The 22716-nt window shown below is 74.2% G+C and carries 21 protein-coding genes; 8 read left to right on the top strand and 13 right to left on the bottom strand.

The annotated features are described in order from the left end of the window. Positions 1 to 118 precede the first annotated feature (118 nt). The gene (rsgA, locus tag M8C11_RS09880) at positions 119 to 1198 is read right to left on the bottom strand and encodes a ribosome small subunit-dependent GTPase A (RefSeq protein WP_252449330.1); all 1080 of its coding nucleotides are present in this window, start codon (positions 1196 to 1198) and stop codon (positions 119 to 121) included. A gap of 238 nt (positions 1199 to 1436) precedes the next feature. On the opposite strand from rsgA, the gene M8C11_RS09875 reads away from it, so the two are divergent. Both M8C11_RS09875 and M8C11_RS09870 read left to right on the top strand, forming a co-directional pair. After that, entirely contained in the window at positions 1437 to 2153 is a 717-nt protein-coding gene (locus M8C11_RS09875; RefSeq protein WP_252449329.1) for a maleylpyruvate isomerase family mycothiol-dependent enzyme, read from the top strand. Positions 2154 to 2161: 8 nt separating this feature from the next. Beyond that, complete coding sequence (locus tag M8C11_RS09870) at positions 2162 to 2815, top strand: MBL fold metallo-hydrolase (protein WP_121683578.1); 654 nt, start codon at positions 2162 to 2164, stop codon at positions 2813 to 2815. 45 nt (positions 2816 to 2860) lie between these two features. Here M8C11_RS09870 and M8C11_RS09865 read toward each other — a convergent pair whose 3' ends face one another. Continuing rightward, the gene (locus M8C11_RS09865; protein ID WP_252449328.1) at positions 2861 to 3469 is read right to left on the bottom strand and encodes a DedA family protein; all 609 of its coding nucleotides are present in this window, start codon (positions 3467 to 3469) and stop codon (positions 2861 to 2863) included. 89 nt (positions 3470 to 3558) lie between these two features. Beyond that, positions 3559 to 4233, bottom strand: a complete 675-nt coding sequence (locus M8C11_RS09860; protein WP_252449327.1) for a methyltransferase — start codon at positions 4231 to 4233, stop codon at positions 3559 to 3561. Positions 4234 to 4414: 181 nt separating this feature from the next. Here M8C11_RS09860 and M8C11_RS09855 point away from each other — a divergent pair, with 181 nt between their 5' ends. Next, a complete protein-coding gene (locus M8C11_RS09855) occupies positions 4415 to 4618 on the top strand; it encodes a cold-shock protein (RefSeq protein WP_013287480.1) in 204 nt (67 codons plus the stop codon). 49 nt (positions 4619 to 4667) lie between these two features. On the opposite strand, the gene M8C11_RS09850 is transcribed toward M8C11_RS09855, so the two are convergent. The 5 genes from M8C11_RS09850 to M8C11_RS09830 all read right to left on the bottom strand — a co-directional run bounded on the left by M8C11_RS09850 (position 4668) and on the right by M8C11_RS09830 (position 9918). Continuing rightward, positions 4668 to 5942 carry an MFS transporter gene (locus tag M8C11_RS09850; RefSeq protein WP_252449326.1) on the bottom strand — a complete coding sequence of 425 codons (1275 nt, stop codon included), beginning with the start codon at positions 5940 to 5942 and terminating at the stop codon, positions 4668 to 4670. A 52-nt stretch (positions 5943 to 5994) separates the two neighbouring features. Continuing rightward, the gene (locus tag M8C11_RS09845) at positions 5995 to 6570 is read right to left on the bottom strand and encodes a helix-turn-helix transcriptional regulator (protein WP_252449325.1); all 576 of its coding nucleotides are present in this window, start codon (positions 6568 to 6570) and stop codon (positions 5995 to 5997) included. 97 nt (positions 6571 to 6667) lie between these two features. After that, a complete protein-coding gene (locus M8C11_RS09840) occupies positions 6668 to 7576 on the bottom strand; it encodes a hypothetical protein (RefSeq protein WP_120568908.1) in 909 nt (302 codons plus the stop codon). 171 nt (positions 7577 to 7747) lie between these two features. Then, positions 7748 to 9397 carry a CocE/NonD family hydrolase gene (locus M8C11_RS09835; RefSeq protein ID WP_374667666.1) on the bottom strand — a complete coding sequence of 550 codons (1650 nt, stop codon included), beginning with the start codon at positions 9395 to 9397 and terminating at the stop codon, positions 7748 to 7750. Between the two features lie 2 nt (positions 9398 to 9399). After that, positions 9400 to 9918, bottom strand: a complete 519-nt coding sequence (locus tag M8C11_RS09830) for a MarR family winged helix-turn-helix transcriptional regulator (RefSeq protein WP_091420471.1) — start codon at positions 9916 to 9918, stop codon at positions 9400 to 9402. 136 nt (positions 9919 to 10054) lie between these two features. On the opposite strand from M8C11_RS09830, the gene M8C11_RS09825 reads away from it, so the two are divergent. Further along, entirely contained in the window at positions 10055 to 12181 is a 2127-nt protein-coding gene (locus M8C11_RS09825) for an MMPL family transporter (protein ID WP_121683569.1), read from the top strand. A gap of 54 nt (positions 12182 to 12235) precedes the next feature. Here the strand turns inward: M8C11_RS09825 and M8C11_RS09820 are convergent, their stop codons facing one another. Continuing rightward, complete coding sequence (locus M8C11_RS09820; protein WP_252449324.1) at positions 12236 to 13105, bottom strand: lytic transglycosylase domain-containing protein; 870 nt, start codon at positions 13103 to 13105, stop codon at positions 12236 to 12238. Between the two features lie 32 nt (positions 13106 to 13137). Further along, positions 13138 to 14610 carry a DedA family protein gene (locus tag M8C11_RS09815; RefSeq protein ID WP_252449323.1) on the bottom strand — a complete coding sequence of 491 codons (1473 nt, stop codon included), beginning with the start codon at positions 14608 to 14610 and terminating at the stop codon, positions 13138 to 13140. A gap of 131 nt (positions 14611 to 14741) precedes the next feature. Between M8C11_RS09815 and typA the strand changes: the two genes are divergently transcribed. Beyond that, positions 14742 to 16610, top strand: coding sequence for a translational GTPase TypA (typA, locus tag M8C11_RS09810; protein ID WP_252449322.1), 1869 nt, complete (start codon positions 14742 to 14744; stop codon positions 16608 to 16610). A gap of 202 nt (positions 16611 to 16812) precedes the next feature. On the opposite strand, the gene M8C11_RS09805 is transcribed toward typA, so the two are convergent. Next, complete coding sequence (locus M8C11_RS09805) at positions 16813 to 17478, bottom strand: class I SAM-dependent methyltransferase (RefSeq protein ID WP_252449321.1); 666 nt, start codon at positions 17476 to 17478, stop codon at positions 16813 to 16815. Between the two features lie 73 nt (positions 17479 to 17551). Here M8C11_RS09805 and M8C11_RS09800 point away from each other — a divergent pair, with 73 nt between their 5' ends. Beyond that, positions 17552 to 18415, top strand: coding sequence for a serine hydrolase (locus M8C11_RS09800; RefSeq protein ID WP_252449320.1), 864 nt, complete (start codon positions 17552 to 17554; stop codon positions 18413 to 18415). Positions 18416 to 18420: 5 nt separating this feature from the next. On the opposite strand, the gene M8C11_RS09795 is transcribed toward M8C11_RS09800, so the two are convergent. Further along, positions 18421 to 19218, bottom strand: coding sequence for a tyrosine-protein phosphatase (locus tag M8C11_RS09795; protein WP_121686262.1), 798 nt, complete (start codon positions 19216 to 19218; stop codon positions 18421 to 18423). Between the two features lie 44 nt (positions 19219 to 19262). On the opposite strand from M8C11_RS09795, the gene M8C11_RS09790 reads away from it, so the two are divergent. Next, positions 19263 to 20360, top strand: a complete 1098-nt coding sequence (locus tag M8C11_RS09790) for a mandelate racemase/muconate lactonizing enzyme family protein (RefSeq protein ID WP_252449319.1) — start codon at positions 19263 to 19265, stop codon at positions 20358 to 20360. A 57-nt stretch (positions 20361 to 20417) separates the two neighbouring features. Beyond that, positions 20418 to 21533, top strand: coding sequence for a C40 family peptidase (locus M8C11_RS30405; protein WP_308212735.1), 1116 nt, complete (start codon positions 20418 to 20420; stop codon positions 21531 to 21533). A gap of 57 nt (positions 21534 to 21590) precedes the next feature. On the opposite strand, the gene M8C11_RS09775 is transcribed toward M8C11_RS30405, so the two are convergent. Continuing rightward, complete coding sequence (locus M8C11_RS09775) at positions 21591 to 22589, bottom strand: TerC family protein (RefSeq protein WP_135244020.1); 999 nt, start codon at positions 22587 to 22589, stop codon at positions 21591 to 21593. Between the last annotated feature and the right edge of the window lie 127 nt (positions 22590 to 22716).

Genomic DNA, 22716 nt, shown 5'->3' with positions numbered 1-22716 from the left:
AAAGACGCCTCGGCAACTCTAGCCCCGACGTATGACAACTTCCGTCGCGCGAACATTCCCCCAGCTCAGGCCGGTCGGGCGCGAACCACGCAGGTCGGCCCGACCGGCCCGGGCCGGTTCAGAATGCCCCGGGAGCGGGCGGGGTCGCCGGACGCCCGGTGCGTCGCCGCCCGCCCCGCCAACCACCCCGCCGTTCGGCCGCCAGCCGGGCCGCGCGCCGGCCGCTCTCGTGCTCGATCTCCCGCTGCAGCCGGCGCCAGCTCTCCCAGCGGCGCACCGGCAGTTCCCCGTCCTCCAGCGCCTCCCGCACCGCGCAGCCCGGCTCGGCGTCGTGGGCGCAGTCGCCGTACCGGCAGCCGGCGGCCAGCTCGGTGATGTCGGCGAACGCCCGGTCCAGGCCGGACGCGCCGTCGAGCAGGCCGACCGCCCGTACGCCGGGGGTGTCCAGCACCGCTCCCCCACCCTGCAGCGGCACCAGCGACCGCCAGGTGGTGGTGTGCCGGCCCTTGCCGTCGACGCGGCGGATCGCCTGGGTGCGCATCACGTCCGCCCCGGCCAGCGCGTTGACCAGGCTCGACTTGCCGGCGCCGGAGGGGCCGAGCAGGCCGAGCGTGCGTCCCGGGGCGACGTGCCGGCGCAGCGGCGCCAGGCCGGTGCCCCGCTCGGCGCTGACCGGCAGGACCGGCACCCCGGGCGCGAGGTCGGCCAGCTGCCGGGCCACCGCCGCCGGGTCGGCGGCCAGGTCGGCCTTGGTGAGCACGACGAGCGGCTCCGCCCCGGATTCGTGCACCAGGGAGAGCAGCCGTTCGATCCGCGCGGCGTCCGGTTCCGGGTGCACCGGCTCGACCACCGCGGCGGCGTCGAGGTTGGCGGCCAGCACCTGGCCGCTGGCGTCCTTGCCCGCGGTACGCCGCACCAGGGCGGTACGCCGCGGCAGCACCGCCTCCACCGTGACCGGGCCGTCGGGCCAGGTGGACAGCAGTACCCAGTCACCCGCGCAGGGCAGCGCGGTCAGGTCGCGGGCGGCGGCGGACAGCACGCCGCCGCCGAGGCTGGCCCGCACCGGCCCCTGCGGGCACAGCACGGTGCAGACGCCCCGGTCCACCCGGGCGACCCGCCCGTGACGGTGGCCGGCACGCCGGTCGAGATGGGCCGCCCAGCCGGCGTCCCAGCCGAGGGCGGTCAGATCGAGAGTCATGGTGTCCTCATCGGTGTCGAGGGGAGGTACGGCGGAACACACGCGTTGCGACCGGCATGCGCACCACCTCCCCTCCGACTCCCGGTGCCGCGTTCGCGACGACGTGGACCCCGGCGCGTCCGGCGCCGGCGGCGATGTCGTCGGCCCCGACGGTAGGTGGCGCGCCGACGCGCCGAAAGCGATTTCCCCCCGGGCACGGCCCGGTCCGGCCCGCTAGGGTCGGACGCGTGAGAACGAGATGACGAGCGACCCCCTGCTGCTGACCGGCGCGCTGGCCGAGGCGAACGACCGGCTGCTGCGTACCGTGTACGGCCTGACCGCCGCGGACGTCGCGGCACCCTCGCTGCTGCCGGGCTGGACCCGCGCGCACGTGCTCACCCACCTGGCCCGCAACGCCGACGGGTTCGTCAACCTGCTCACCTCGGCGCGCACCGGCGAGGAGATCCCGATGTACGCCTCGGCGCAGGCCCGCGCCGACGACATCGACGCCGGCGCCGGCCGCGGCCCGGCCGACCTGCTGGACGACGTACGCCGCAGCGGCCAGCGCTTCGACACGGCGGTCGCCGCGATGCCCGTGGAGGCCTGGGGCGCGACGGTGCAGACCCGGCGCGGCCCGTGGCCCGCGGCGATGCTGGTCTGGGGCCGGCTGCGCGAGGTCGAGGTGCACCACGTCGACCTGGCGGCCGGGTACCGGCCCGCGGACTGGCCGGAGGCGTTCGCCCAGCGGCTGCTGCACGAGGTGGTGACCGGGCTGGCCGGCAACCCGGCCGCACCCGCCATGGTGCTGCGCTTCGACGGTGCGGCGTCCGAACTCGTCGTGGGTGACCCCGAGGGGGCGCCCACGGTCACCGGCCCCGCGCCGGAACTCGCCGCCTGGCTGACCGGCCGGGGCGCGGGCGAGCTGCTCACCGTCGAACCCGACGGCCCTCTGCCGAACCCACCGGAATGGATCTGAACATCGTCATGACCTACACCGGAGACGTCACGCCCGGCGGTCCGCCGGCCGTGCGCGAGCTCGACCGGCTCACCGTCACCAAGCTGTCGGTGGGCCCGATGGACAACAACGCCTATCTGCTGCGCTGCAACGCCACCGGCGAGCAGGTGCTGATCGACGCCGCGAACGAGGCGCCGCGCCTGCTGGAGCTGGTCGGCGACGGTGGTCTGGCCGCCGTGGTGACCACGCACCAGCACATGGACCACTGGGTCGCGCTGGAGGAGGTGGTGGCCAAGACCGGGGCGCGCGCGCTGGTGCACGCCGACGACGCCGAGGGTCTGCCCATCGAGGCCGAGCGGCTCGGCGACGGCGACACGGTGCCGGTCGGCGACTGCGCGCTGGAGGTCATCCACCTGCGCGGGCACACGCCGGGCTCGATCGCGCTGCTCTACCGCGACCCGGCCGGCACCCCGCATCTTTTCACCGGTGACTCGCTGTTCCCCGGTGGCGTGGGGAACACGGACCAGGACCCGGAGCGTTTCGGCCGGCTCATCGACGACGTCGAGGCCAAGCTCTTCGACCGGCTGCCGGACGACACCTGGTTCTACCCCGGCCACGGCAAGGACAGCACCATCGGCGCCGAGCGGCCCGCGTTGCCGCAGTGGCGCGCCCGCGGCTGGTGAGCACGCCCGGTCCGGCCTCCCCCGTGACGGCCGGGCCGGGCGCGGTCAGCCGGTGACCGCCCGCAGCCGGCGCCGGGTGGCGAGCAGCACCGGACCGGCCAGCAGCAGCCCGACCGCCATGGTCAGCACCGTGGGGTTGAGCGCGCCGGGCAGCAGGCCGGTCAGCGTCCGCGCGGCGAGCCCCAGCGCCACGTAGAGCCCGGCCCACCCGGTGGCCCCCAGCGCCGCGCAGGCCAGGAACCGCCGGTACGACATCCGCAGCCCGCCGGCGGCCAGCGGCAGCAGCGCGTTGAACACCGGCAGGAACGGCGCCACCAGCACGATCCGTCCGCCGCCGCGGTGCAGCAGCGTCTCGGCGGCGGCCCAGCGGGACTCGCCGATCCAGCCGCCCACCCGGCTGTCCCGCAGCCGCCCGCCCCAGCGCCGGCCGGCGAAGAAGCTCAGCGACCAGCCGGCCAGGCAGCCCGCGACCACCGCCGCCACGGTGAGCGCCCCACCGGCCGGGCGACCCGCGCCGACCGCGGCCAGGACCGCGGCGTCGCCGGGCACCAGCACCCCGATCAGGGGTACGGCGTCGGCGAGCATGACCACGCCGAGCAACCCCATCAGCAGGGTGGTGGGCAGCTCACCGGCGGCGGCCACGATCTCGTTCATGAGCTGCACGCTATGCCCCGGCGGCAGGCCGGCACATCGGGCGTGATCCCCCAGTGGTCCCCGACACCCGCCCGGGCAGACCCTTAGGGTCAGCGGGGTCGCAGCACCTGCACCCGGCGTACCGGGGAGTCGACCGAGGGTTCGGTGGTCGGCACCGGATAGCTGGCCACCAGCTCCAGCCCGTCCGGTGGCAGGTGGCCCCGGTCCGGGTCGCCGACCAGCACCTGCACGCCGTGCGCGGCGCACCGTCGCAGGTAGGGCAGGACCCGGGCGGCCAGGCCCGCGTCGTAGAGCGCGTCCCCGGCCACCAGCAGGTCGGCGCTCGCCACCCCGTCGAGCAGGTCGGCGCCGTCGGCGGTCACCCGGACCCGGTTGGCCCGGGCGTTGACGGTGACCGCCGCCACCGCGTACGGGTCGATGTCGTTGGCGACCACCTGGTCGGCCCCGGCGAGCGCGGCGGCGATGGCGACCAGCCCCGATCCGGCGCCCAGGTCGAGTACCCGCCGCCCGGCGGCCAGCTCGGGGTGGTCCAGCAGGTGCCGGGCCAGCGCCTGGCCACCGGCCCAGACCGAGGCCCAGTACGGCGGCGGCAGCGACCGCCCGGCGGCGGCCTCCATCCGGGCCCACCACAGGATGGCGTCCTCGGCCAGGTACAGGCGGACCTCCGGAACGAACGGCGTACCGACCAGGCGCAGGCGGTCCGGGCCCTCGCCGGGCGCCGCGATCTCCTGCTCCAGGTCGGCCAGAGCCGTCTGCCTGCTCATCGGGGCAAGCATGCCGCGCCCGGCCCGGCGGCGGGGTCTTTTTCCGGTCGCGCACGTATTCACGGGCGCGCCGCGCGCTTCCGGCAGCGGATTCCGGCCCGGACGGTTACTGTCGAGGTGGTACAGGGCGATCACCGGCCGTGGAGCCGATGCTCGCCCGCATTGGAACAGGGAGAGACGCATGGCAACCGGCACGGTCAAGTGGTTCAACTCGGAAAAGGGCTTCGGCTTCATCGAGCAGGACGGCGGAGGCCCGGACGTGTTCGTCCACTACTCGGCCATCCAGAGCAGTGGCTACCGCGAGCTGAACGAGGGCCAGAAGGTCGAGTTCGAGGTTACCCAGGGCCAGAAGGGCCCGCAGGCGGACAACGTCCGTCCGATGTAACGCGTGCCGGTGGCGGCGGTCGGGCTCCGACCGCCGCCGCAGTGCATCATCAGGACGGCGCGGCCGGCAGGTCGCGCCGTTTCCGCAGCGGCCCGGCCAGCAGGATCAGCGGGGTCAGCGCCAGCCAGGCGGTCATCGCCCGGATCGCGCCGTGCGGCCCCCAGGCCGCGCCCAGCGCTCCGGCGAGCAGGGCGGCCAGCGGAATCGTCCCGTAGTTGAGCAGCTGCATGCTCACCGTGACGCGGCCGAGCAGCCGGTGCGGCGTGTACGTCTGCCGGAAGCTGCCCTTCACCACGTTGCCGACGGCGACGCCGAGGCTCACCAGCACCCCGCCGAGCACCAGCCAGCCCACGCGTGCGCCGGGACCGGCGAGCGGGATCAGCAGCGCGGGCGGGCCGGTCAGGGTGCCGGCCACCAGCACCGTACGGGCGCTGCCGAGCCGGCGGGACAGGCGCGCGGCCAGCGCGGCGCCGATCACACCACCGAGGCTGGCGAGTCCGATCAGGAGGCCGACCAGCCCGGCGGGCAGCTCGGCCGAGCGGACCAGGAACACCACGAGCACCGCCTGGTAGCCGGTGAGCCCGATGTTGCTCGCCGCTCCGAAGACCGTCAGCACCCGCAGGTACGGGTCGCGGACGACGAACCGCAGCCCGGCGGCGACCTCCCGGCGCAGCGACGCCGTACCGGCGGGACGGTGCGGCCGGGCCTCGACGGCGCGGATGCGGCGCAGGCACAGCGCGGAGAACAGGAAGCTCAGCGCGTCCAGCGCCACCGCTGCCACCGCGCCGACGATCTGAGCGACCAGACCGGCCAGACCGGGCCCGACGAGGTAGCTCGCCGTCTGGGTGGCGTGCAGCCGGGCGTTGGCCTCGGGCACCTGCTCGGGACGCAGCAGCGTGGGCAGGTAGACCTGGTCGGCGGTCTCGAAGAACACCCGGGCCAGCCCGGCGCCGAGCGCCACGACCAGCAGGTGGCCGACGGTGAGCAGTCCGAGCAGGGCCGCCACCGGCACGCTCGCGAACAGCGCGGCGCCGGCCAGGTCGGCGGCAATCATCACGGGCCGGCGGCGGACACGGTCGACCCACGCTCCGACCGGCAGGCCGGCGAGCAGCCACGGCAGCCACGCGGCCGCGGTGAGGACCGCCACCTGGAACGTGGTCGCGTCGAGCACCGCGACCGCCACCAGCGGCAGCGCCACGACTGTCATGTTGCTGCCCACGGCGCTGACCGTGTGGGCGGTCCAGAGCAGCCGGAAGTCGCGGTGCCGGAACAGACCGCCGCGCGGCGGGGCGGGGCGCTCGGACGGGCGCGCGGGGGCGGTCACCACGGGCGCCCCGGTAAGGCGTTCGCGGCCGTCGCCGGAACGCTGTGGGCGGTCACGGACGGCCGGGGACGCCGTGGGCGAACACGAAGACCGGTTCGCGGCGCTGCCCGTCGTCGGGCACCGGCCGGTCGGCCCATCGGGTGAGCAGGGCGATCACCTCGCGGCCGAGCGCCTCCAACTCGTCCGGCGTCAGGTGCAGCCAGTGGTCGGTGCTGAACGGTGCGTCGTTCCACGCGGCGTGCGTCTCGTCGGACGCGGTGCGCCAGGCCCGCACCAGCTCGGTGTGCCGCGCCAGGTTGAGCGAGCCGGCGGCCTCGACGACCACCCGGGTGGACGGGTCGTCGCCGAAGTCGGACTCGGACCAGCGCACGCCCCGGCTGCGGGGCTTCCACCAGCGTTCCCGGCGGTCGCGGGCCAGCTCGGGCGCCTCGACCAGCAGGTCGGCGGCGGCGAGCACCTTGAGGTGGTGGCTCACGTTCGCCGGCGCCTGGTCGGTGTGCTCGGCGAGCATGCCGACGGTGCACGGGCCGTACACCTTGAGCACGTCCATGAGCCGGCGACGCAGTGGGTGGGCGAGCGCGGCGAGCACCCGCGAGTCGGTGACCTGGCGGACGGTGTGCTGTTCCATGCGGGGAGTCTGGCATCCGCAATAGTTGTTGCGCAACACCTCTTGCCGAATTGGCCGGACCGCGGCGCCGCGACGCGAGGGTCGCGGCGCCGGACGGTCAGGCGGTCAGCCGGCGGGACAGTTCGTCGGCCACGTCCCGGGCGATCTGCGGCGGGATGGCCTCGGCGATCTTCTCCGGCGGCAGCCCGGCCAGCACCCCGGAGACGATCTGTTCCTCGTCGGTGAAGTCCTTGCCGGACAGCTCGTTCACCTGCGCCACCAGCGCCGGCCACGCGCGCAGCATCGCCAGCATCTGCTGCAACGGCGAGTTCGCCATCGGCGGGTTGACCAGGCCGGTGGTGTTCACCGGCGAGATGAGCCAGTTGCGCAGGTTCTGCAGGTCGGCCAGGACGTCGCCGACCGTGCGGCCCTTCGAGCCGGTGTTGCCGATGAGCTTGTCGGTCTGTTCCATGTCGTCCTCCGGTTTCACGACGGCGATCATCCCGATCGCGGTGAGGTAGCGGCGGAACAGCGGGGTCTGGTCCCGCCCCGCCTTTGTGGAGTCGCGGAAGAAGCTGAAGTGGGTGTGGAACAGGTGGCTGCTGTCACCGCTGGTCCGCCGGCCCAGCCGGTCCCAGCGGCGCACCGTCCGCCCGTCCGGGGAGTAGATGATCTCCCGGATGTCCCGGGTGTCGGCCGCGTTCGCCGCGCACTGCGCCACCATCCAGGCGGAGAAGGTCCGCAGGTTGTGCGTCCCGCCGCCGGAGCGGACGGAGAACGTGCCGACGTCCAGCGCCGACGCGTACAGCGTGAGCCCGGACCGGTCCCGGCTGGACTCCACCACCGAGTAGTCGTTCGTGACGACCCGGTCGGAGCCGCAGTGGTAGCCGCCGCGATGGTTGACGTCGCCGACGATGCCGACCTCCGCCGGCTCCAGGTCGTCGGCGCGTACGGCCTTCTTGTCGACGTTGAGGTAGGTGAGTAACAGGTTCCGGACGGCCAGCAGGTTCGCCGGGGCCGACGTCATGGCAGCCTCCCCTTCCGATCGATGACCGGCGAGGGCACGACAATCACACCGCGTGATGACATGCGATCCGCGGACGCGCCCCGCCGGATAACTGCACGGCACCGGGCACTTGCTCCGAGCTTAACCACGGTTAGGGGAAAGTGCCCAGCTCAGAGGCGGTTTTTTGAACTATCAGCCCGCTGTGGACGGTGCCGGCACGAGCGGCAGCACCAACGCCGAGGGATGCTCACGATCGTGGAGGATCTCCCGCCAGCCAGCACGGAGGGTCACAGCGGTGCCGAGTGGCTCGCCGGTGCCGGGGTTGCGCGCGTAGCGGGGATGGGCGCCGCCGGAGACCTGCACCCGCAGCCGATGCCCGGGCGCGAAGCGGTACGCCGTCGGCCAGAGCGTCACCGGCACGGTGACCACTCCGGACGGATCGCGCGGGAACCGCCCGGGCTCGACGCGGACCAGGCCGTCGCAGACGTTCCAGGAGCGTCCGCGCCGGTCCACGTCGCACAGACGCACGAACACGTCCAGGTACGACAGTTCGCTGCGCAGGTGGATCTCGGCGCGTACCGGCCCGGCCACCTCGACCGGGTCGCGCAACGGCTCGCTGGTGTAGGTGAGCACGTCGGGGCGGGCCTCGACCGGCCGGTTGTCGACCGCGCCGGCCCGCTGGGCGACCAGCAGCGGGCCACCGAGCGACGGGGTGGGGTCGGCCGGGTCGTACCAGATCCGGTCCGGCGCGCCGCGCTCCTGCGGCTCCGGGGCCAGCCCGCCGGCGGAGCGCAGGTGCCACCGGGCGGGTGTGGCCGGTGGCGGCCAGTCCGGCAGGTCACGCCAGCCGCCGCCGGTGCCGCCGACGTGCACCCGCACCGGCGCGCGTTCCGGCCCGGGCCGCCCGGCCAGGTGGGTGTCGAGCCAGTCCAGGCCCTCCCGCAGCGAGGCCAGGAGCAGCCCCGGGCTCCCGTGCGTCCACGGCCCGACGACCAGGCGGGTCCGCGCCCCGGCGGCCCGCAGGCGGGCGTAGTCGTCGAGCTGGGCCGGCAGGAAGATGTCCTGCCAGCCGCTGACCATGGCGACCGGCGCGCGGACCTCGGTGATCCGGTCGCCGAAGACCCGGGTACGCCAGTAGTCGGCGTCGGGGGTGTGGTGGCGCAGCCACTCCTGGAAGAACGGCACCGTCACGCCGGTGGCGACCCGGTCGGCCTCGGCCAGCGGCAGGTGCGCCAGGGCGCGGGCGAGCCGGGGCTGGCCGCGCTTGAGTTCCCACTGCCGGGCCAGCCAGGGCACCGTCTGCGCCTGGAGCAGCTCGGCCCAGGTGAGCACCGTGTCCAGCGCGAACGACTCCCCCGCGTACGTCGAGTCGCGGGTGGCCGACGCGGTCACCACGGCGACCATCGCGCGCAGCTCGTCGCCCGCCTCGGCGGCGAGCGCCCACTGCACGAAGCCCTGGTAGCTGGCGCCGAACATGCCGAACGCGCCGGTCCACCACCGCTGGCGGCGCAGCCAGTCCAGCGTGTCCAGGCCGTCCTCGCGCTCGTGCACGAGCGGGGCGAACTCGCCGCCGGAGCCGAACGTGCCGCGGCACGACTGGATCACCACGTGGAAGCCCCGCTCGGCGATCAGGCGGCCCAGCAGCCGGACCGGCCCGCCCCGCCCGTACGGGGTGCGGATCAGCACGCAAGGCGCGGCGGGCAGGCCGGGCGCGTAGTGGTCGGTGCGCAGCGTCACGCCGTCGCGTACCCGGACCGGGATGTCCCGGGTGACGGCGACCCGCCCGGTGCGGGCGGCGGGCAGTCGCAGCGCCGCGGTGGCGGCCCGGGTGACCAGCCGCATGATCAGTCGGCCGGGCCGGAGGCGGCGCCGCGACGGGGGGCGGCGCGGATCTCGTCCCGGTGGGTCCGCATGGAGTGCACCATCTCGGCCATGAACCGGTGCACCACCGCCAGTTCGTCGTCGCTGAAGCGCTCCATCACCTCGTCGGTACGGCGACCCAGCGGACCGAAGAAGCTCTGCGCGAGCGTGGCGCCGCGGTCGGCGTAGTGCAGGAGGATCTTGCGGCGGTCGGCGGTGTCCCGGTCGCGCCGGATGTGGCCGCCGCGTTCCAGCCGGTCGACGAGCGCGGTCACCGAGCCGGAGGAGAGGTTGAGCGCCTCGCCGAGCCGGCCGGGGGTGATCGGGTCGCCCACCAGCTCGGCCTCCATGACCGCGATCAGGGCGTACAGGTCGGTGGCGTTGAGGCCGTGCAGGCCGGCGAACGCGTGCCCGATGTGCTGCGCGTCGACCGAGTAACGACGCAGGTCGTTGGTGATGTCGGCCACCATGCGACCGCGTGGGTCGTCGCGTCGCCGGTACATCCTGTGCGCCGCCACCGCTTGCCGCCACCCCCCGTCGAACAGTTCCGGTTGCAGCATAGAACCACCCCGGATAATCTCGCTCATCAAGATACTCGTTAAGAGAGAATCCCCCGCGACCAATATGTGAGGGCATCAGATGTCTCTGTTCACCCGCGTCGTCCGGGGCCGGCTGGCCGCCTGGCTCACGCTGGCCGCCGCGCTCGTCGTCGGCGTGGTCGCCTTCGGACTGCCGAAGCCGGACAATCCGGCGCCCGTCTCCGACACCGGCCTGTCCGTGGAGTGGCAGTCGACACAGGTCGAGCGGCTCCAGGAGCAGTTGCCCTCCAAGGACGCCCAGACCGCCCTGGTGGTGGTCAGCCGCGCCGACGGGGGCCCGCTCAGCGGCGCGGACCGCAGCACGCTCGACGGCATCTCCGGCGACCTCGGCTCGCTCGCCGCCGGCGGGCGGGTCTCCCCCGCCCAGGTCTCCCCGGACGGCACCGTGGCGCTGGTCGCGGTGCCGCTGTCCACCGAGGGCGGGCCGTCGGCGGTGGTCGACGAGGTGGAGAAGCTCCGCGAGGCGGTCGGTGACCTGCCCGGCGAGCTGACCGTCGAGGTCACCGGCGGGCCCGCGTTCACCGCCGACCTGGGCAAGGTGTTCCAGGGCGCCGACACCACGCTGCTGCTGGTCACCGCCGCCGTGGTGGCGGTGCTGCTGCTCGTCACCTACCGCAGCCCGTTCCTGTGGCTGGTGCCGCTGCTGGTGGTGGGCGCGACCGAGCAGATCACGCTGCGCGTGGTGGAGTCCCTCGTACCGGCCTTCGGCATCTACCTGCCCAGCGGGCAGGTGACGGGCATCGCCAGCGTGCTGGTGTTCGGCGCCGCCACCAACTACGCGTTGCTGCTCATCGCCCGCTACCGCGAGGAGCTGCGCCGCGAGGAGGACCGGTTCGCCGCCATGCGGTCCGCGCTGCGCCGCACCGCCGAGCCGATCCTGGCCAGCGGCAGCACCGTCGTCCTCGGCGTGCTCACACTGCTGCTGTCCGAGCAGGAGACCAACCGGGCGCTCGCACTGGCCTGCGCCACCGGCGTGATCTTCGCCATGCTCTCCGCTCTGTTCGTGCTCCCCGCCGCCCTGCTGCTGTTCGGCCGGGGCCTGTTCTGGCCGTTCGTCCCCCGCGTCGGCAGCGCCGCCCGCGAGGGCCGGATCTGGGGCCGCCTCGGCGAGCTGGTCGTCCGCCGGCCGCTGCCGGTCGCCGCGCTCGCCGTCCTGCTGCTCGCCGGCCTCGCCCTCGGCGGCCTGGGCATCCGCACCGGGCTGTCCGAGACCGAGCAGTTCAGCGAGAAGCCGGAGGCGGTCGCCGGAGCGGAGACGCTCGCCCGGGCGTTCCCGGCCGGCAGCACCCAGCCGGTCGCGGTGCTCACCACCCCGCAGGCCGCCCAGGCCGTCCTCGCCGCGGCCGGCGGCGTCGACGGGGTCGCCTCGGCCCGGCCCGGCGCCGCCGGGGACCGGGTCGCCCAGATCGACGTGGTGCTCACCGCCGAGCCGGGCAGCGCCGCGTCCGACCGGGCCGTGGTGGCGCTGCGCGACGCCGTGTCCGCCGTACCGGACTCGGCACCGCCCGCCGTGGAGGGCGCGGACGCCCCCGACGGCGCCCTGGTCGGTGGTTCGGTCGCCGCGACGTACGACTCGAACGAGGCCAACACCAAGGACCTGCAGCTGATCCTGCCGCTCATCCTGCTGCTGGTCGGCGCGGTGCTGGTGCTGCTGCTGCGCGGGCTGCTGGCGCCGCTGCTGCTGGTGCTCACGGTCATCGGCTCGTTCTTCGCCAGCCTCGGCGCGGCCTGGCTGCTCTTCGACCACGTGCTGGACTTCCCGGCGCTGGACAGCGGGGTGCTGCTGCTCGCGTTCGTGTTCCTGGTCGCGCTCGGCGTCGACTACAACATCTTCCTGGTCACCCGGGCCCGGGAGGACGCCCGGCGCAGCGGCACCCGCGACGGCATGCTGTCGGCGCTGCGGGTCACCGGCGGCGTCATCACCAGCGCCGGCATCCTGCTGGCGGCGGTGTTCGCGGTGCTCGGCGTGCTGCCGCTGATCACGCTCACCCAGATCGGCATCATCGTCTGCATCGGCGTGCTGCTGGACACGCTGCTGGTCCGGACCGTCCTGGTGCCGGCGCTGGCGTTCCTGCTCGGCGACCGGTTCTGGTGGCCCGGACGGATCACCCGGGACGCCGACGCGTCAACCGGGGCGTCGGCCGAGCCGGTTCCCGCACGGGACTGAACCGGCGGGCGGGGGCCGGCGTACGCGCCGGCCCCCGCCCGATCGTCCGGTCGCTCAGAAGCTCAGGCACTCGCACTCGGTCATCAGCGCCCGCACGTTGCGCACGTACTGCGGGTTGGGGATGGCCAGCGGCTGGTCCTCCCGCGCCACCGCGCCGTGCCCGTAGTTGTAGGCGGCGATCACGGCGTTGAGCAGGCAGGAGTTCAGCTCGCTGGTGCACAGCGAGGCGTCGAGCCGGTAGTCGGACTCGAAGTACATGTCGCCGATGTACTTGGTCAGCCAGGCCAGGTAGGTGCCGCCCAGGTAGGCGTTGTCCCGGTAGGCGTCGATGTCGTACGACTGGCCGAACCGCTGGTTCATCCACTCCGCCGTGGCGGGCATGACCTGCATCAGCCCGACCCCGCCGTCACAGGCGATGATGTTGGACTGCCACCCGCTCTCCTGCCAGGCGGTGGCCTTCAGCAGCGCCGACGGGATGCGGATGTCCGGCGCCGAGGTCGGCCAGTAGGTACGCGCCGCGGCGTCGGCGAGCGCCGCCTTGACCTGGCTCTGGCTGGCCTTGGTGCCCCGGTAGCTCGGCTTGCAGCCGTCGTCCACCGGCTTCGGTGGCGCCGGTGGCACCTGGGTCTCGGTCGGCGGCTTCGGCCGGGCCAGCGGCGCCGTGGTCGTGCGGGTCGGCTTCGCCCGCGGCTTCGGTTTCGCCGACGCGCTCGGGCTGGGCCGACCGCCCATCGCCGCGACCGCCGCCGGCTCCTCGCTCGGCGCGTCGGCCGGCGCCTCCTGGGGTTGCTCCGCCGGCGCCGCCGTGGGCAGTTCCACGGCGACCTCCCGCACCGGCTGTTCCTGCTCGCCGCACGCCGTCAGCGTGGCCGCCGCGAACAGCGCCACCACCGTCACGGCCCACCGGCCGAGTCCTCGCCGCATCGGACCTCCCCGTAGTCCCCCGTCGGCGCACCCTAGCAAGGATCGACAGGTCCGGGGGGTACCCGCGACGCGGGCCGGCGCCGCCGGGGCCGGGGCGGCGACTCCGCCGGGACCGCGCCGGCCGGCCGATCCCCGGGCTCGGCGTCGGCCGGACGCTCGTCGCGGTCCGCCAGCCGGTTCCGGGTCGCCCACGCCACCACGAACACGGTCGTCCAGGTGAGGCCGAGCAGGACCGCCGTGACGGTGCCGCTGGCCGTACTGAAGCCCAGGTAGAGCCGCGCGCCGGTGACAGTGACCACCCCCGCCGACGCGGCCGTCCACACCGCCGCGCCCACCGGCCAGCGGGCACCCCGCGACAGCAGCCAGGCGAGCGTGCCGAAACTCGCGGTCACCACCGCGTTCTGCGTCGGGAACAGGTCACCGGGGCGGTCCGGGCCGCCCGGACCGGTCAGGTCCGCGACGACGACGAGCAACACCAGCGGTACGGCGGCGCCGACAGTGCCCAGCACCCCGAGCGGGTCGGCCCGCCACGCCCGACCCCGCCGCGCCACCACCGCGGCCACCACCGCCACCGCGGCGATCAGCACCCAGCCGCGCAGCACCGACACCGCGAGCAGCGCCGTGTCGACCACACCCGGGGTACGCCGGGCGGCGAACCAGTCGGCGACCAGCCCGTCGAGGACACCCAGCCCGCTGTGCGCGACGACCGCCTCCAGCAGGACCGCCACGGCCAGCCCGGCGACGAACAGCAGCGCCAGCCCCAGCGCCAGGTTGATCAGCAGGGTCCAGGCCGGGCCGACCCGCATGGCGACCAGGAAGAACAGCACCCCGTACCGGGCCCGCAGCCAGCGCAGCGGCGGCAACGCGGCGGCCCTCGCCGCCAGCGCGCGTACCGGGTCCGGGTTGCGCCCCAGCCAGCGGCCGGCGAGCACCACGGCGAGCAGGCACAGCAGCAGGGCCAGCACCGCTCCGGTGGCCCGGCCGAGCAGCTTCGACACCCGCTCGTACGACTCACCGGCCAGGTAGCCGGCCAGCACCGAGGCGCCGACCCAGCTCGCCACCCCGGCCAGGTTCCACGGCGCGAACCGCCGGTACGGCATCCCCGCCGACCCGGCCAGCCGGGGCGCCAGCGTGCGGGCGAACGCGATCCAGCGGGCGGCGAGCACGCCCCGGCCGCCGAGGCGCTCCAGCAGCGAGTCGGCCCGCCGCCACCGGTGCGCGCCGATCCGGGCACCCACGCCCGAGGCGCGCAGCCGGGGGCCGTACCGGCGGCCCGCCCGCCACGCGAGTGTGTCTCCGATCACGGCGGCGGCGGTCATGGCCACCAGCACGGGCGCGAGGCGCAGCGTCCCCGCGTACGCTAGGAAGCCGACCAGAAGCAGGGTCGCCTCGCCGGGCATCAGCAGCCCGACGATCACCGCGGTCTCCGCCGCGACGATCGCCGCGGCGGCCAGGTAGATCAGCAGGGGCGGCAGCTCCTGCAGCCAGCTCAGCAGGTCAGGCATCGGACACCCCGCACGGGTGTCAGCATGCCAGTCGCTGGAACGGTCGGCACAGCACTTTCGACGCAGATCCGGGCGATCTCGGGGTGACCCCGAGGCGTGCCCCGGCAACCGCAGACAGGAGTATGGAGGGTATGCAGCTACGCACCGACCTCCGCAACGTCGCCATCATCGCCCACGTCGACCACGGCAAGACGACCCTGGTCGACGCCATGTTGCGGCAGGCCGGCGCCTACGGCGCCCGTGGTGAGACCACCGAGCGGGTCATGGACTCGATGGACCTCGAGCGCGAGAAGGGCATCACCATCCTCGCCAAGAACACCGGCGTGCGGTACATGCCGGCGGACGGCTCGGAACCGGTCACCATCAACATCATCGACACCCCCGGTCACGCCGACTTCGGCGGCGAGGTCGAGCGCGGCCTGACCATGGTCGACGGTGTGGTGCTGCTGGTCGACGCCAGCGAGGGCCCCCTGCCGCAGACCCGGTTCGTGCTCCGCAAGGCGCTGCGCGCCCGGCTGCCGATCATCCTGGTGATCAACAAGGTGGACCGCCCGGACGCCCGGATCAAGGAGGTCGTGGACGACACCTACGAGCTGTTCCTCGACCTGGACGCCGACGAGGAGCAGATCGACTTCCCGATCGTCTACGCCTGCGCCCGCGACGGCATCGCCTCGCTGACCCAGCCCGCCGACGGCGCCGTCCCGGACGACAGCAGCAACCTGGAGCCGCTGTTCCGCACGCTGCTGGACACCATCCCCGCGCCCGCGTACGACGAGGGCGCGCCGCTGCAGGCCCACGTCACCAACCTCGACGCCTCGCCGTTCCTGGGCCGGCTCGCGCTGTGCCGGGTCCGCCAGGGCACCATCAGCAAGGGCCAGACCGTGGCCTGGTGCCGCACCGACGGCAGCACCCAGCGGGTACGCATCTCCGAGCTGCTCATGACCGAGGGGCTGGAGCGCAAGCCGGCCGAGTCCGCCGGGCCGGGCGACATCATCGCCGTCGCCGGCATCCCGGAGATCATGATCGGTGAGACGCTGGCCGACGCCGAGAACCCGGTGCCGCTGCCGCTGATCACCGTGGACGAGCCGGCCATCTCGATGACCATCGGCACCAACAACTCGCCGCTGGTCGGCCGGGTCAAGGGCGCCAAGGTCACCGCCCGGATGGTCAAGGACCGGCTCGACAAGGAGCTGGTCGGCAACGTCTCGCTGCGGGTGCTGCCCACCGAGCGGCCGGACGCCTGGGAGGTGCAGGGCCGTGGCGAGCTGGCCCTGGCGATCCTGGTCGAGCAGATGCGCCGCGAGTCCTTCGAGCTGACCGTCGGCAAGCCGCAGGTCGTCACCAAGGAGATCGACGGCAAGACCTGCGAGCCGGTCGAGCGGCTGACCATCGACTCCCCGGAGGAGTACCTGGGCGCCATCACCCAGCTCCTGGCCACCCGCAAGGGCCGGATGGAGCAGCTGGTCAACCACGGCACCGGCTGGATCCGGATGGAGTGGCTGGTCCCGGCGCGCGGCCTGATCGGCTTCCGGACCGAGTTCCTCACCGAGACCCGCGGCACCGGCATCCTGCACCACGTCTTCGAGTCGTACGAGCCGTGGTTCGGCGAGCTGCGCACCCGCAACAACGGGTCGCTGGTCGCCGACCGGTCCGGCGCGGTCACCGCGTTCGCGATGACCAACCTCCAGGAGCGCGGCCAGCTCTTCGTCGAGCCGGGCACCGAGGTGTACGAGGGCATGATCGTCGGCGAGAACTCCCGCTCCGACGACATGGACGTCAACATCACCAAGGAGAAGAAGCTCACCAACATGCGCTCGTCCACCGCGGACGAGACCGAGAAGCTGATCCCGCCGCGCAAGCTGTCCCTGGAGCAGGCGCTGGAGTTCTGCCGCGAGGACGAGTGCGTCGAGGTCACCCCGGCCGCGGTGCGCATCCGCAAGGTGGTGCTGGACCAGACCCAGCGCGGCCGGATGGCCGCCCGCCGCAAGCACGCCGGCTGACCCACCCCCTCACCAGCCCCACCCCGGAGCCCGGCCCGCCCAAGGCGGACCGGGCTCCCCCCTTCCCGCTCCCCCACCCGCCCACCGCTGGACGATCATGAGGTTGGCGGCAGTCCTGGAGATCAAATCCGCCGCCAACTTCATGATCGACGGTGTGAGTGGCGGTCACGGGGGCGAGAGGGCGTTGCGGGCGACGGGCGGGTCAGTGGGGTTTGGTGGCCGCCAGGGCCAGGACGTCGGGGACGGGGCCGGAACCGGACTCCACCACCCGGGTCAGCCGCAGTCCGGCGGCCGCCACGGCGTCCAGCAGTCCGGCCAGGGGCAGGTGCCAGGCGCCGACCCGGGCCCGGACCCCGACCGAGTTCCACGAGCGGACCGTGTGCTCACGCGAGGCGTACCCGCCGTCGATCACGATCCGCTCCGGTTCGGACCGGTCGGCGAACGCGCCGACGAAACACGGGTGCACGCCGACGTGCACCAGCCGGCCGCCGGGCGCCAGCACCCGCGCCGCCTCGGCGACCGCCGCCGGGTAGTCCGGCATGTCGGTGTGCGCGAGCACGCAGACCACTGCCGGCACGGCGCCGCTGGCCAGCGGCAGCGCGGTCGCGTCGGCCCGGGCCACCGGCAGCCGGGCGCGGGCGTGGCGCAGCTGCCCGCCGGACAGGTCCACCCCCACCGGTGTCCACCCGAGACGGCGCACCTCGGCCGCGTGCGCCCCGGTGCCGCAGCACAGGTCCACGCACCGGCCCGGCCCGTCGCCCAGCAGGTCGGCCAGCACCGACCGGACCCGGTCCATGTAGACCGACGAGGTCTCGCTGGCGTACTCCTCGTACCAGTCGGCGATGTCGTCGTACAACGGGGTCGTCATCTCCGCACGCTAGCCCCGTACCCGGGTCCGACGCTGCCCCGCGTACGCCGCGGCGATCGGCTACGGTGCGGTCATGATCTGGGAGGAGCTCGACGCGCACCTGGACAAGGTGCCCGGCATCGTCTCCGCGTACGTGGGTCGGCCCGGCGCGCGACCCACGTGGACGCGGCGGGCCGACGCCACCCACTACGCGGCGAGCACCATGAAGCTGGCCGTGCTGGTGGCGTTGTTCCGCGCCGCCGAGGCCGGCCGGCTCGACCTGGAGGCGCCGGTGCCGGTGCGCAACTCGTTCGACTCCGCGCTGTCCGGCGCGCCCCGGTTCGCCAACGACCGCGACTACGACAACGACGAGGCGGTCTGGGACCGCGTCGGCGGCGAGGCGTCGCTGCGCTGGCTCGCCGAGCGGATGATCGTCCGGTCCAGCAACCTGGCCACGAACATCTGCATCGGCGAGGTGGGGCTGCCCGCCGTGGCGCAGGCGTGGGCGCTCGCCGGGGCGCGGCACAGCGTCACCGGCCGCGGCATCGAGGACTTCGCCGCCCGCGACTCCGGCATCGACAACCTGGTCACCGCCGCCGACCTGGCCGCCCTGCTCGGTGAGCTGGCGCTCGGCGCGACCCGGCCCGGCCCGCTCGCCTCACCGGCCGGCTGCGCCGCCATGCTCGACGTGCTCGTCGCGCAGGAACACCGCGAGGACCTGGCCGCCGGGCTGCCCGACGGCACCCGGATCGCGCACAAGAACGGCTGGGTACGCGGTGTGCGGCACGGCGCCGGCGTGGTGTTCCCGGACGACGCGCCGCCGTACACGATCGTCGTCTGCACCACCACCGACCTGGCCGACGGCGGCGCGGACGGCGAGGTCGAGGACGACGCCTGCCGCCTGATCGCGCACGTCTCGGAGCAGGTCTGGGCCGCCCGGCACGACCTGGCCGGCTGACCCGGCTACTCCAGCAGCCGCTCGCGCAACGCGGCGCGGTCGGCGTCGGTCACCCCCAGACCGTCCCGCAGGTACGCCTCGAACGAGCCGTGCGCGCGGCGCACCTCGTCGTAGGCGGCGTCCAGGTATTCCGGGCGCACCTCCAGCAGCGGCCGGGCCACCGCCGGGTCCAGGTCCGGCCGGCGCTGGATCATCGCCGACAGCAGCACCTCGCGCAGGCTCTCGGTCAGCTCGTTGTGCACGAGGTAGTCGGCGCGGATCGCCTCCTCCTCCACCCCCAGCGCGGTCAGCAGCACCACCGACAGCCAGCCGGTCCGGTCCTTGCCGGCCGAGCAGTGGAACAGCAGCGGCAGGTTCGCGCCGTCGGCGGCCAGCCGCACCGCTTCGCCGAACCCGGCCCGCGCCGACTCACCGGTGACGAACCAGCGGTAGATCGCCGTCATCGCCCCCGGCATGCCCTCGCGGGCCAGCGCCGCGTACGCGTCCAGGTCGTGGCCCTGCAACACCGCCGAGACGTACGTGAACACCGGGTGCGCCGCGTCGTAGACCGGCAGGTGCACGGTGCGGGGCTCCCCCACCAACCGGTCCGGCGGGGCCACCGCCTGCTCGTGGACGTCGCGCAGGTCCACCACGCACGCCGGGCCGAGCTTGCCCAGCACCGGCAGGTCCTCGTCGGTCAGCCGGCCCAGCGCGGGCGTGCGGATGAGCCGTCCCGCCCGTACCCGCCGCCCGTCGGTCGTCGGCAGTCCACCCAGGTCACGCGCGTTCGGCGCGCCCACCAGCTCCCATTCCCGCCCGGCCATCGGCCCTCCCCTGCTCGGTGCCAGTTGGCTATAGGGTGCCCCACATGACGATCGCCGCGGTACGCACCCACCGGCTCTCGGCCGCCTTACACACCCCGTTCGTCACCGCGCTGCGCCGCACCACCACCGTGGACACGCTGGTCGTGGAGGTGATCGACGGCGACGGGCGCTCGGGTTTCGGGGAGGCGCCGCAGGTCTGGCAGGTCACCGGCGCGTCGGTGGCGGGCGCCGAGGCGTGCGTCCGCGAGATGCTCGCGCCGCTGCTGGTCGGCCGCGACGCCGACGACCTCCAGGCGGCCTGCGCGCTGGTGCGCCGCGCCGTGGTGGGCAACGAGTCGGCGAAGGCGGCGGTCGACGTGGCGCTGCACGACCTGGCCGCGCGGCGGCTCGGCGTACCCCTGGTGCGTCTGCTCGGCGGCACGGCGCTGCGCGTGCCGACCGACGTCACGCTGGCGGCCGGTGACGCGGTGGACCTGGCCGCGACGGCGGCGCGGCGCGGCGCCGAGGGGTTCACCGTGCTCAAGCTCAAGGTCGGCACGGACGCCCGCGGCGACCTGGACCGGGTCCGTGCGGTGCGGGCCGCGGTCGGGCCGGACGTGCGGATCCGGCTGGACGCCAACCAGGGCTGGACGCCCCGGGAGGCGGTCCGGGTGATCCGGGCGATCGAGGACGCGGGGCTCGACGTGGAGCTGGTCGAGCAGCCGGTGCACCGCCGCGACCTGGACGGGCTGGCCTGGGTCAGCGACCGGGTGGACCTGCCGATCCTGGCCGACGAGTCCGTCTTCGACGTGCGCGACCTGGTCGAGGTGATCCGGCGGCGGGCCGCCGACATGGTCAACGTGAAGCTGGCCAAGTGCGGCGGCCTGCAACCGGCCCGCACGCTGCTCGACCTGGCCGCCGCGCAGGGCATGGGCACCATCGTCGGTTCGATGATGGAGGGGCCGGTCGGGGTGGGCGCCGCGGCCAGCCTGGTCGCCGCCTACGGCACCACGGCCGTGTCGGACCTCGACGCCGCCTGGTGGCTGGCCTGGTCGCCGGTCGCCGGGGGCATCCGGTACGAGGGCGCGAGCGTGCTGCTGCCGGACGCGCCGGGACTGGGCGTCACCGGGCTACGTGAAGCTAAAATTCAGGCACATGCTTGAGCATCGTCAGAATTTTTCATATGGTCGCCCCGACGACCACCGCAGAGAGGGGTACGCGTGGCGCCTCAGCCCGGCCGCCGGGCCGTCGTACGGGTACCGGTGGCGACCCTCTGGACCGCGCCCGAGGCGGTACGCCCGATCGACTGTCCCGCCCTCGCCGGCTCCCCCGACGTCGCCGCCTGGATCGCCGGCATGGACCGCGACCAGCTCGTCGGTGACTGCGTCCTGACCCAGCTGCTGCTCGGCGAGCCGGTGCGCGTCACCGAGACCCGGCCGGACGGCTGGGTACGGGTGGTGGCGCTGGGCCAGCCCGCGGCGAAGCTCGGCGCCGACGGCTACCCGGGCTGGCTGCGGGCCGCCCACCTGGCCGATCCCGCCGACGCCGGCCCGTCCTCCACTCATCCGGCCGACGCCGGCCCCGCCGGCCCCGCTCTGTCCGGCACCGTTCCGGCCGGGCCGGCCGGCACCGGCCCGTCCGGTCCCGGCCCGTCCGGCTCCGGTCCGTCCGGCTCCGGTCCGTCCGGTCCTGTCCCAGCCGGTACCGGTTCGGCCGGCTCCGGCACCGGTCCGGCCGGCACCGGTTCGGCCGCCGACCGGCCGCTGACCGTCGATGTCGCCCACACCGCGTTGCGCGCCGGGCCGGACGGCGACGCGGCGCTCACCGGCGTGGTCCTCGGCACCCGGCTCACCCCGGCCGGGCCGGCGGTGGACGGCAGGCGTCCGGTCCGCGTACCCGGGCGGCCCGAACCGCTCTGGGCCACGGAGGACGACCTGGTGCCGCTGCCCGCCGAGCGTCCGGAGGCCGAGAAGGTGCTCGCGGTCGCCGAGCGGCTGCGCGACCTGGTCTACGTCTGGGGCGGCATGTCCACCGACGGCATCGACTGCTCCGGTCTGGTGCACCTGGCCTGGCGGCGGTACGGGATCACGCTCCCCCGCGACGCCGACGACCAGGCGGCGGCGACCTCGCGGGTGCCGCTGGACGCCGAGCGCCCCGGCGACCTCTACTTCTTCGCCCGGCCCGGCCGGCGCATCCACCACGTCGGGATCGTGTCGGCCGAGCCGCGCGGCGGCCGGCGCCGGATGCTGCACGCCTGCTATCTGACCCGCCGGGTGGTCGAGGAGGAGCTGCCCGCCGACCGGACCGCCACCCTCGTCGGCGCCCACCGCGTCTGACCCCGGACACGCCGCGGGGCGCCCCCGGGATGGGAGCGCCCCGGCGGTACGGGTGGGTCAGCGGCGGGCCTGGGTCAGTTCCCGGCGCCGGTCCCGCGACGACTTCGCCAGGCTGGCGGCCGTGGCCACGGCCAGGGTGCCGAGGATGACCGTGAGCGAGAGCCAGATCGGGATGTGCGGGGCCCACGCCACGTGCTCGCCGCCGTTGATGAACGGCAGGTTGTTCTCGGCCAGCGCCTCCAGCACCAGCTTGACGCCGATGAAGCCGAGCACCACGGCGAGGCCGTAGCTGAGGTAGATGAGCCGGTCCAGCAGACCGCCGAGCAGGAAGTAGAGCTGCCGCAGCCCCATCAGCGCGAACACGTTGGCGGTGAAGACCAGGTACGGCTCCTGGGTGATGCCGAAGATCGCCGGGATCGAGTCCAGCGCGAAGATCAGGTCGGTGGTGCCGATCGCGATCATCACGATCAGCATCGGGGTGAACAGGCGCCGCCCGTGTTCGTGGGTGGTCATCCGCGCCCCGTCGTAGTCGCGGGACAGCGGCAGCGCCTTGCGGCTCCACCGGATCAGCAGGTTCTCGCTGAACTCGTCCTCGTCCGGCTCGCCCTGCCGGGCCAGGTTCACCGCGGTGTAGATGAGGAACGCGCCGAAGATGTAGAACACCCAGGAGAACTGGGAGATCAGCGCCGCGCCGGCCGCGATGAAGCCACCCCGCATGATCAGCGCCAGGATGATGCCGACGAGCAGCACCTTCTGCTGGTACTGCCGGGGCACCCCGAACCGGGCCATGATGATCACGAAGACGAAGAGGTTGTCCACCGAGAGGCTGTACTCGGTGAGCCAGCCGGTGTAGAACTCCCCTGCCACGCGCCCACCCGCGGTGAGCCAGAGGACCACGCCGAAGAGCAGCGCCAGGCCGACGTAGAAGCCCACCCACAGGCTGGACTCGCGGACGCTCGGCTCGTGCGGCCGCCGGCCGATGATGAACAGGTCGGCGAGCAGGACCGCGATCATCGCGATCAGCGTTACCGCCCACACCAATGCGGACACGTTCAAATCCATCCTCCGGCAGACACGCTGCGTCGGGCACACCGTACGCCCGGGTGCGGTGCCGGGGTGCGTCGACGCTGACAGGGGTGACTGTCGGAGGTCTCTTCCGCCGGAGCCCGCGTGCCGGGTTCCG

The sequence above is a fragment of the Micromonospora sp. CPM1 genome, from assembly GCF_023896895.1.
Taxonomy (GTDB): domain Bacteria; phylum Actinomycetota; class Actinomycetes; order Mycobacteriales; family Micromonosporaceae; genus Micromonospora; species Micromonospora tulbaghiae.
Note: the sequence above shows the minus strand (reverse complement) of the source record. Positions and strands in the feature narration are given on the sequence as shown.

What these genes read in the sequence shown, in the direction of transcription:
- M8C11_RS09800 (WP_252449320.1), top strand. Translation starts at nt 17,552, where the DNA reads ATGATCTGGGAGGAGCTCGACGCGCACCTGGACAAGGTGCCCGGCATC.
- M8C11_RS09860 (WP_252449327.1), bottom strand. Translation starts at nt 4,233, where the DNA reads ATGAGCAGGCAGACGGCTCTGGCCGACCTGGAGCAGGAGATCGCGGCG.
- M8C11_RS09795 (WP_121686262.1), bottom strand. Translation starts at nt 19,218, where the DNA reads ATGGCCGGGCGGGAATGGGAGCTGGTGGGCGCGCCGAACGCGCGTGAC.
- rsgA (WP_252449330.1), bottom strand. Translation starts at nt 1,198, where the DNA reads ATGACTCTCGATCTGACCGCCCTCGGCTGGGACGCCGGCTGGGCGGCC.
- M8C11_RS09845 (WP_252449325.1), bottom strand. Translation starts at nt 6,570, where the DNA reads ATGGAACAGCACACCGTCCGCCAGGTCACCGACTCGCGGGTGCTCGCC.
- M8C11_RS09820 (WP_252449324.1), bottom strand. Translation starts at nt 13,105, where the DNA reads ATGCGGCGAGGACTCGGCCGGTGGGCCGTGACGGTGGTGGCGCTGTTC.
- M8C11_RS09875 (WP_252449329.1), top strand. Translation starts at nt 1,437, where the DNA reads ATGACGAGCGACCCCCTGCTGCTGACCGGCGCGCTGGCCGAGGCGAAC.
- M8C11_RS09870 (WP_121683578.1), top strand. Translation starts at nt 2,162, where the DNA reads ATGACCTACACCGGAGACGTCACGCCCGGCGGTCCGCCGGCCGTGCGC.
- M8C11_RS09805 (WP_252449321.1), bottom strand. Translation starts at nt 17,478, where the DNA reads ATGACGACCCCGTTGTACGACGACATCGCCGACTGGTACGAGGAGTAC.
- M8C11_RS09815 (WP_252449323.1), bottom strand. Translation starts at nt 14,610, where the DNA reads ATGCCTGACCTGCTGAGCTGGCTGCAGGAGCTGCCGCCCCTGCTGATC.
- M8C11_RS09790 (WP_252449319.1), top strand. Translation starts at nt 19,263, where the DNA reads ATGACGATCGCCGCGGTACGCACCCACCGGCTCTCGGCCGCCTTACAC.
- M8C11_RS09825 (WP_121683569.1), top strand. Translation starts at nt 10,055, where the DNA reads ATGTCTCTGTTCACCCGCGTCGTCCGGGGCCGGCTGGCCGCCTGGCTC.
- M8C11_RS09840 (WP_120568908.1), bottom strand. Translation starts at nt 7,576, where the DNA reads ATGACGTCGGCCCCGGCGAACCTGCTGGCCGTCCGGAACCTGTTACTC.
- M8C11_RS09835 (WP_374667666.1), bottom strand. Translation starts at nt 9,397, where the DNA reads ATGCGGCTGGTCACCCGGGCCGCCACCGCGGCGCTGCGACTGCCCGCC.
- M8C11_RS09865 (WP_252449328.1), bottom strand. Translation starts at nt 3,469, where the DNA reads ATGAACGAGATCGTGGCCGCCGCCGGTGAGCTGCCCACCACCCTGCTG.
- typA (WP_252449322.1), top strand. Translation starts at nt 14,742, where the DNA reads ATGCAGCTACGCACCGACCTCCGCAACGTCGCCATCATCGCCCACGTC.
- M8C11_RS09830 (WP_091420471.1), bottom strand. Translation starts at nt 9,918, where the DNA reads ATGTACCGGCGACGCGACGACCCACGCGGTCGCATGGTGGCCGACATC.
- M8C11_RS09855 (WP_013287480.1), top strand. Translation starts at nt 4,415, where the DNA reads ATGGCAACCGGCACGGTCAAGTGGTTCAACTCGGAAAAGGGCTTCGGC.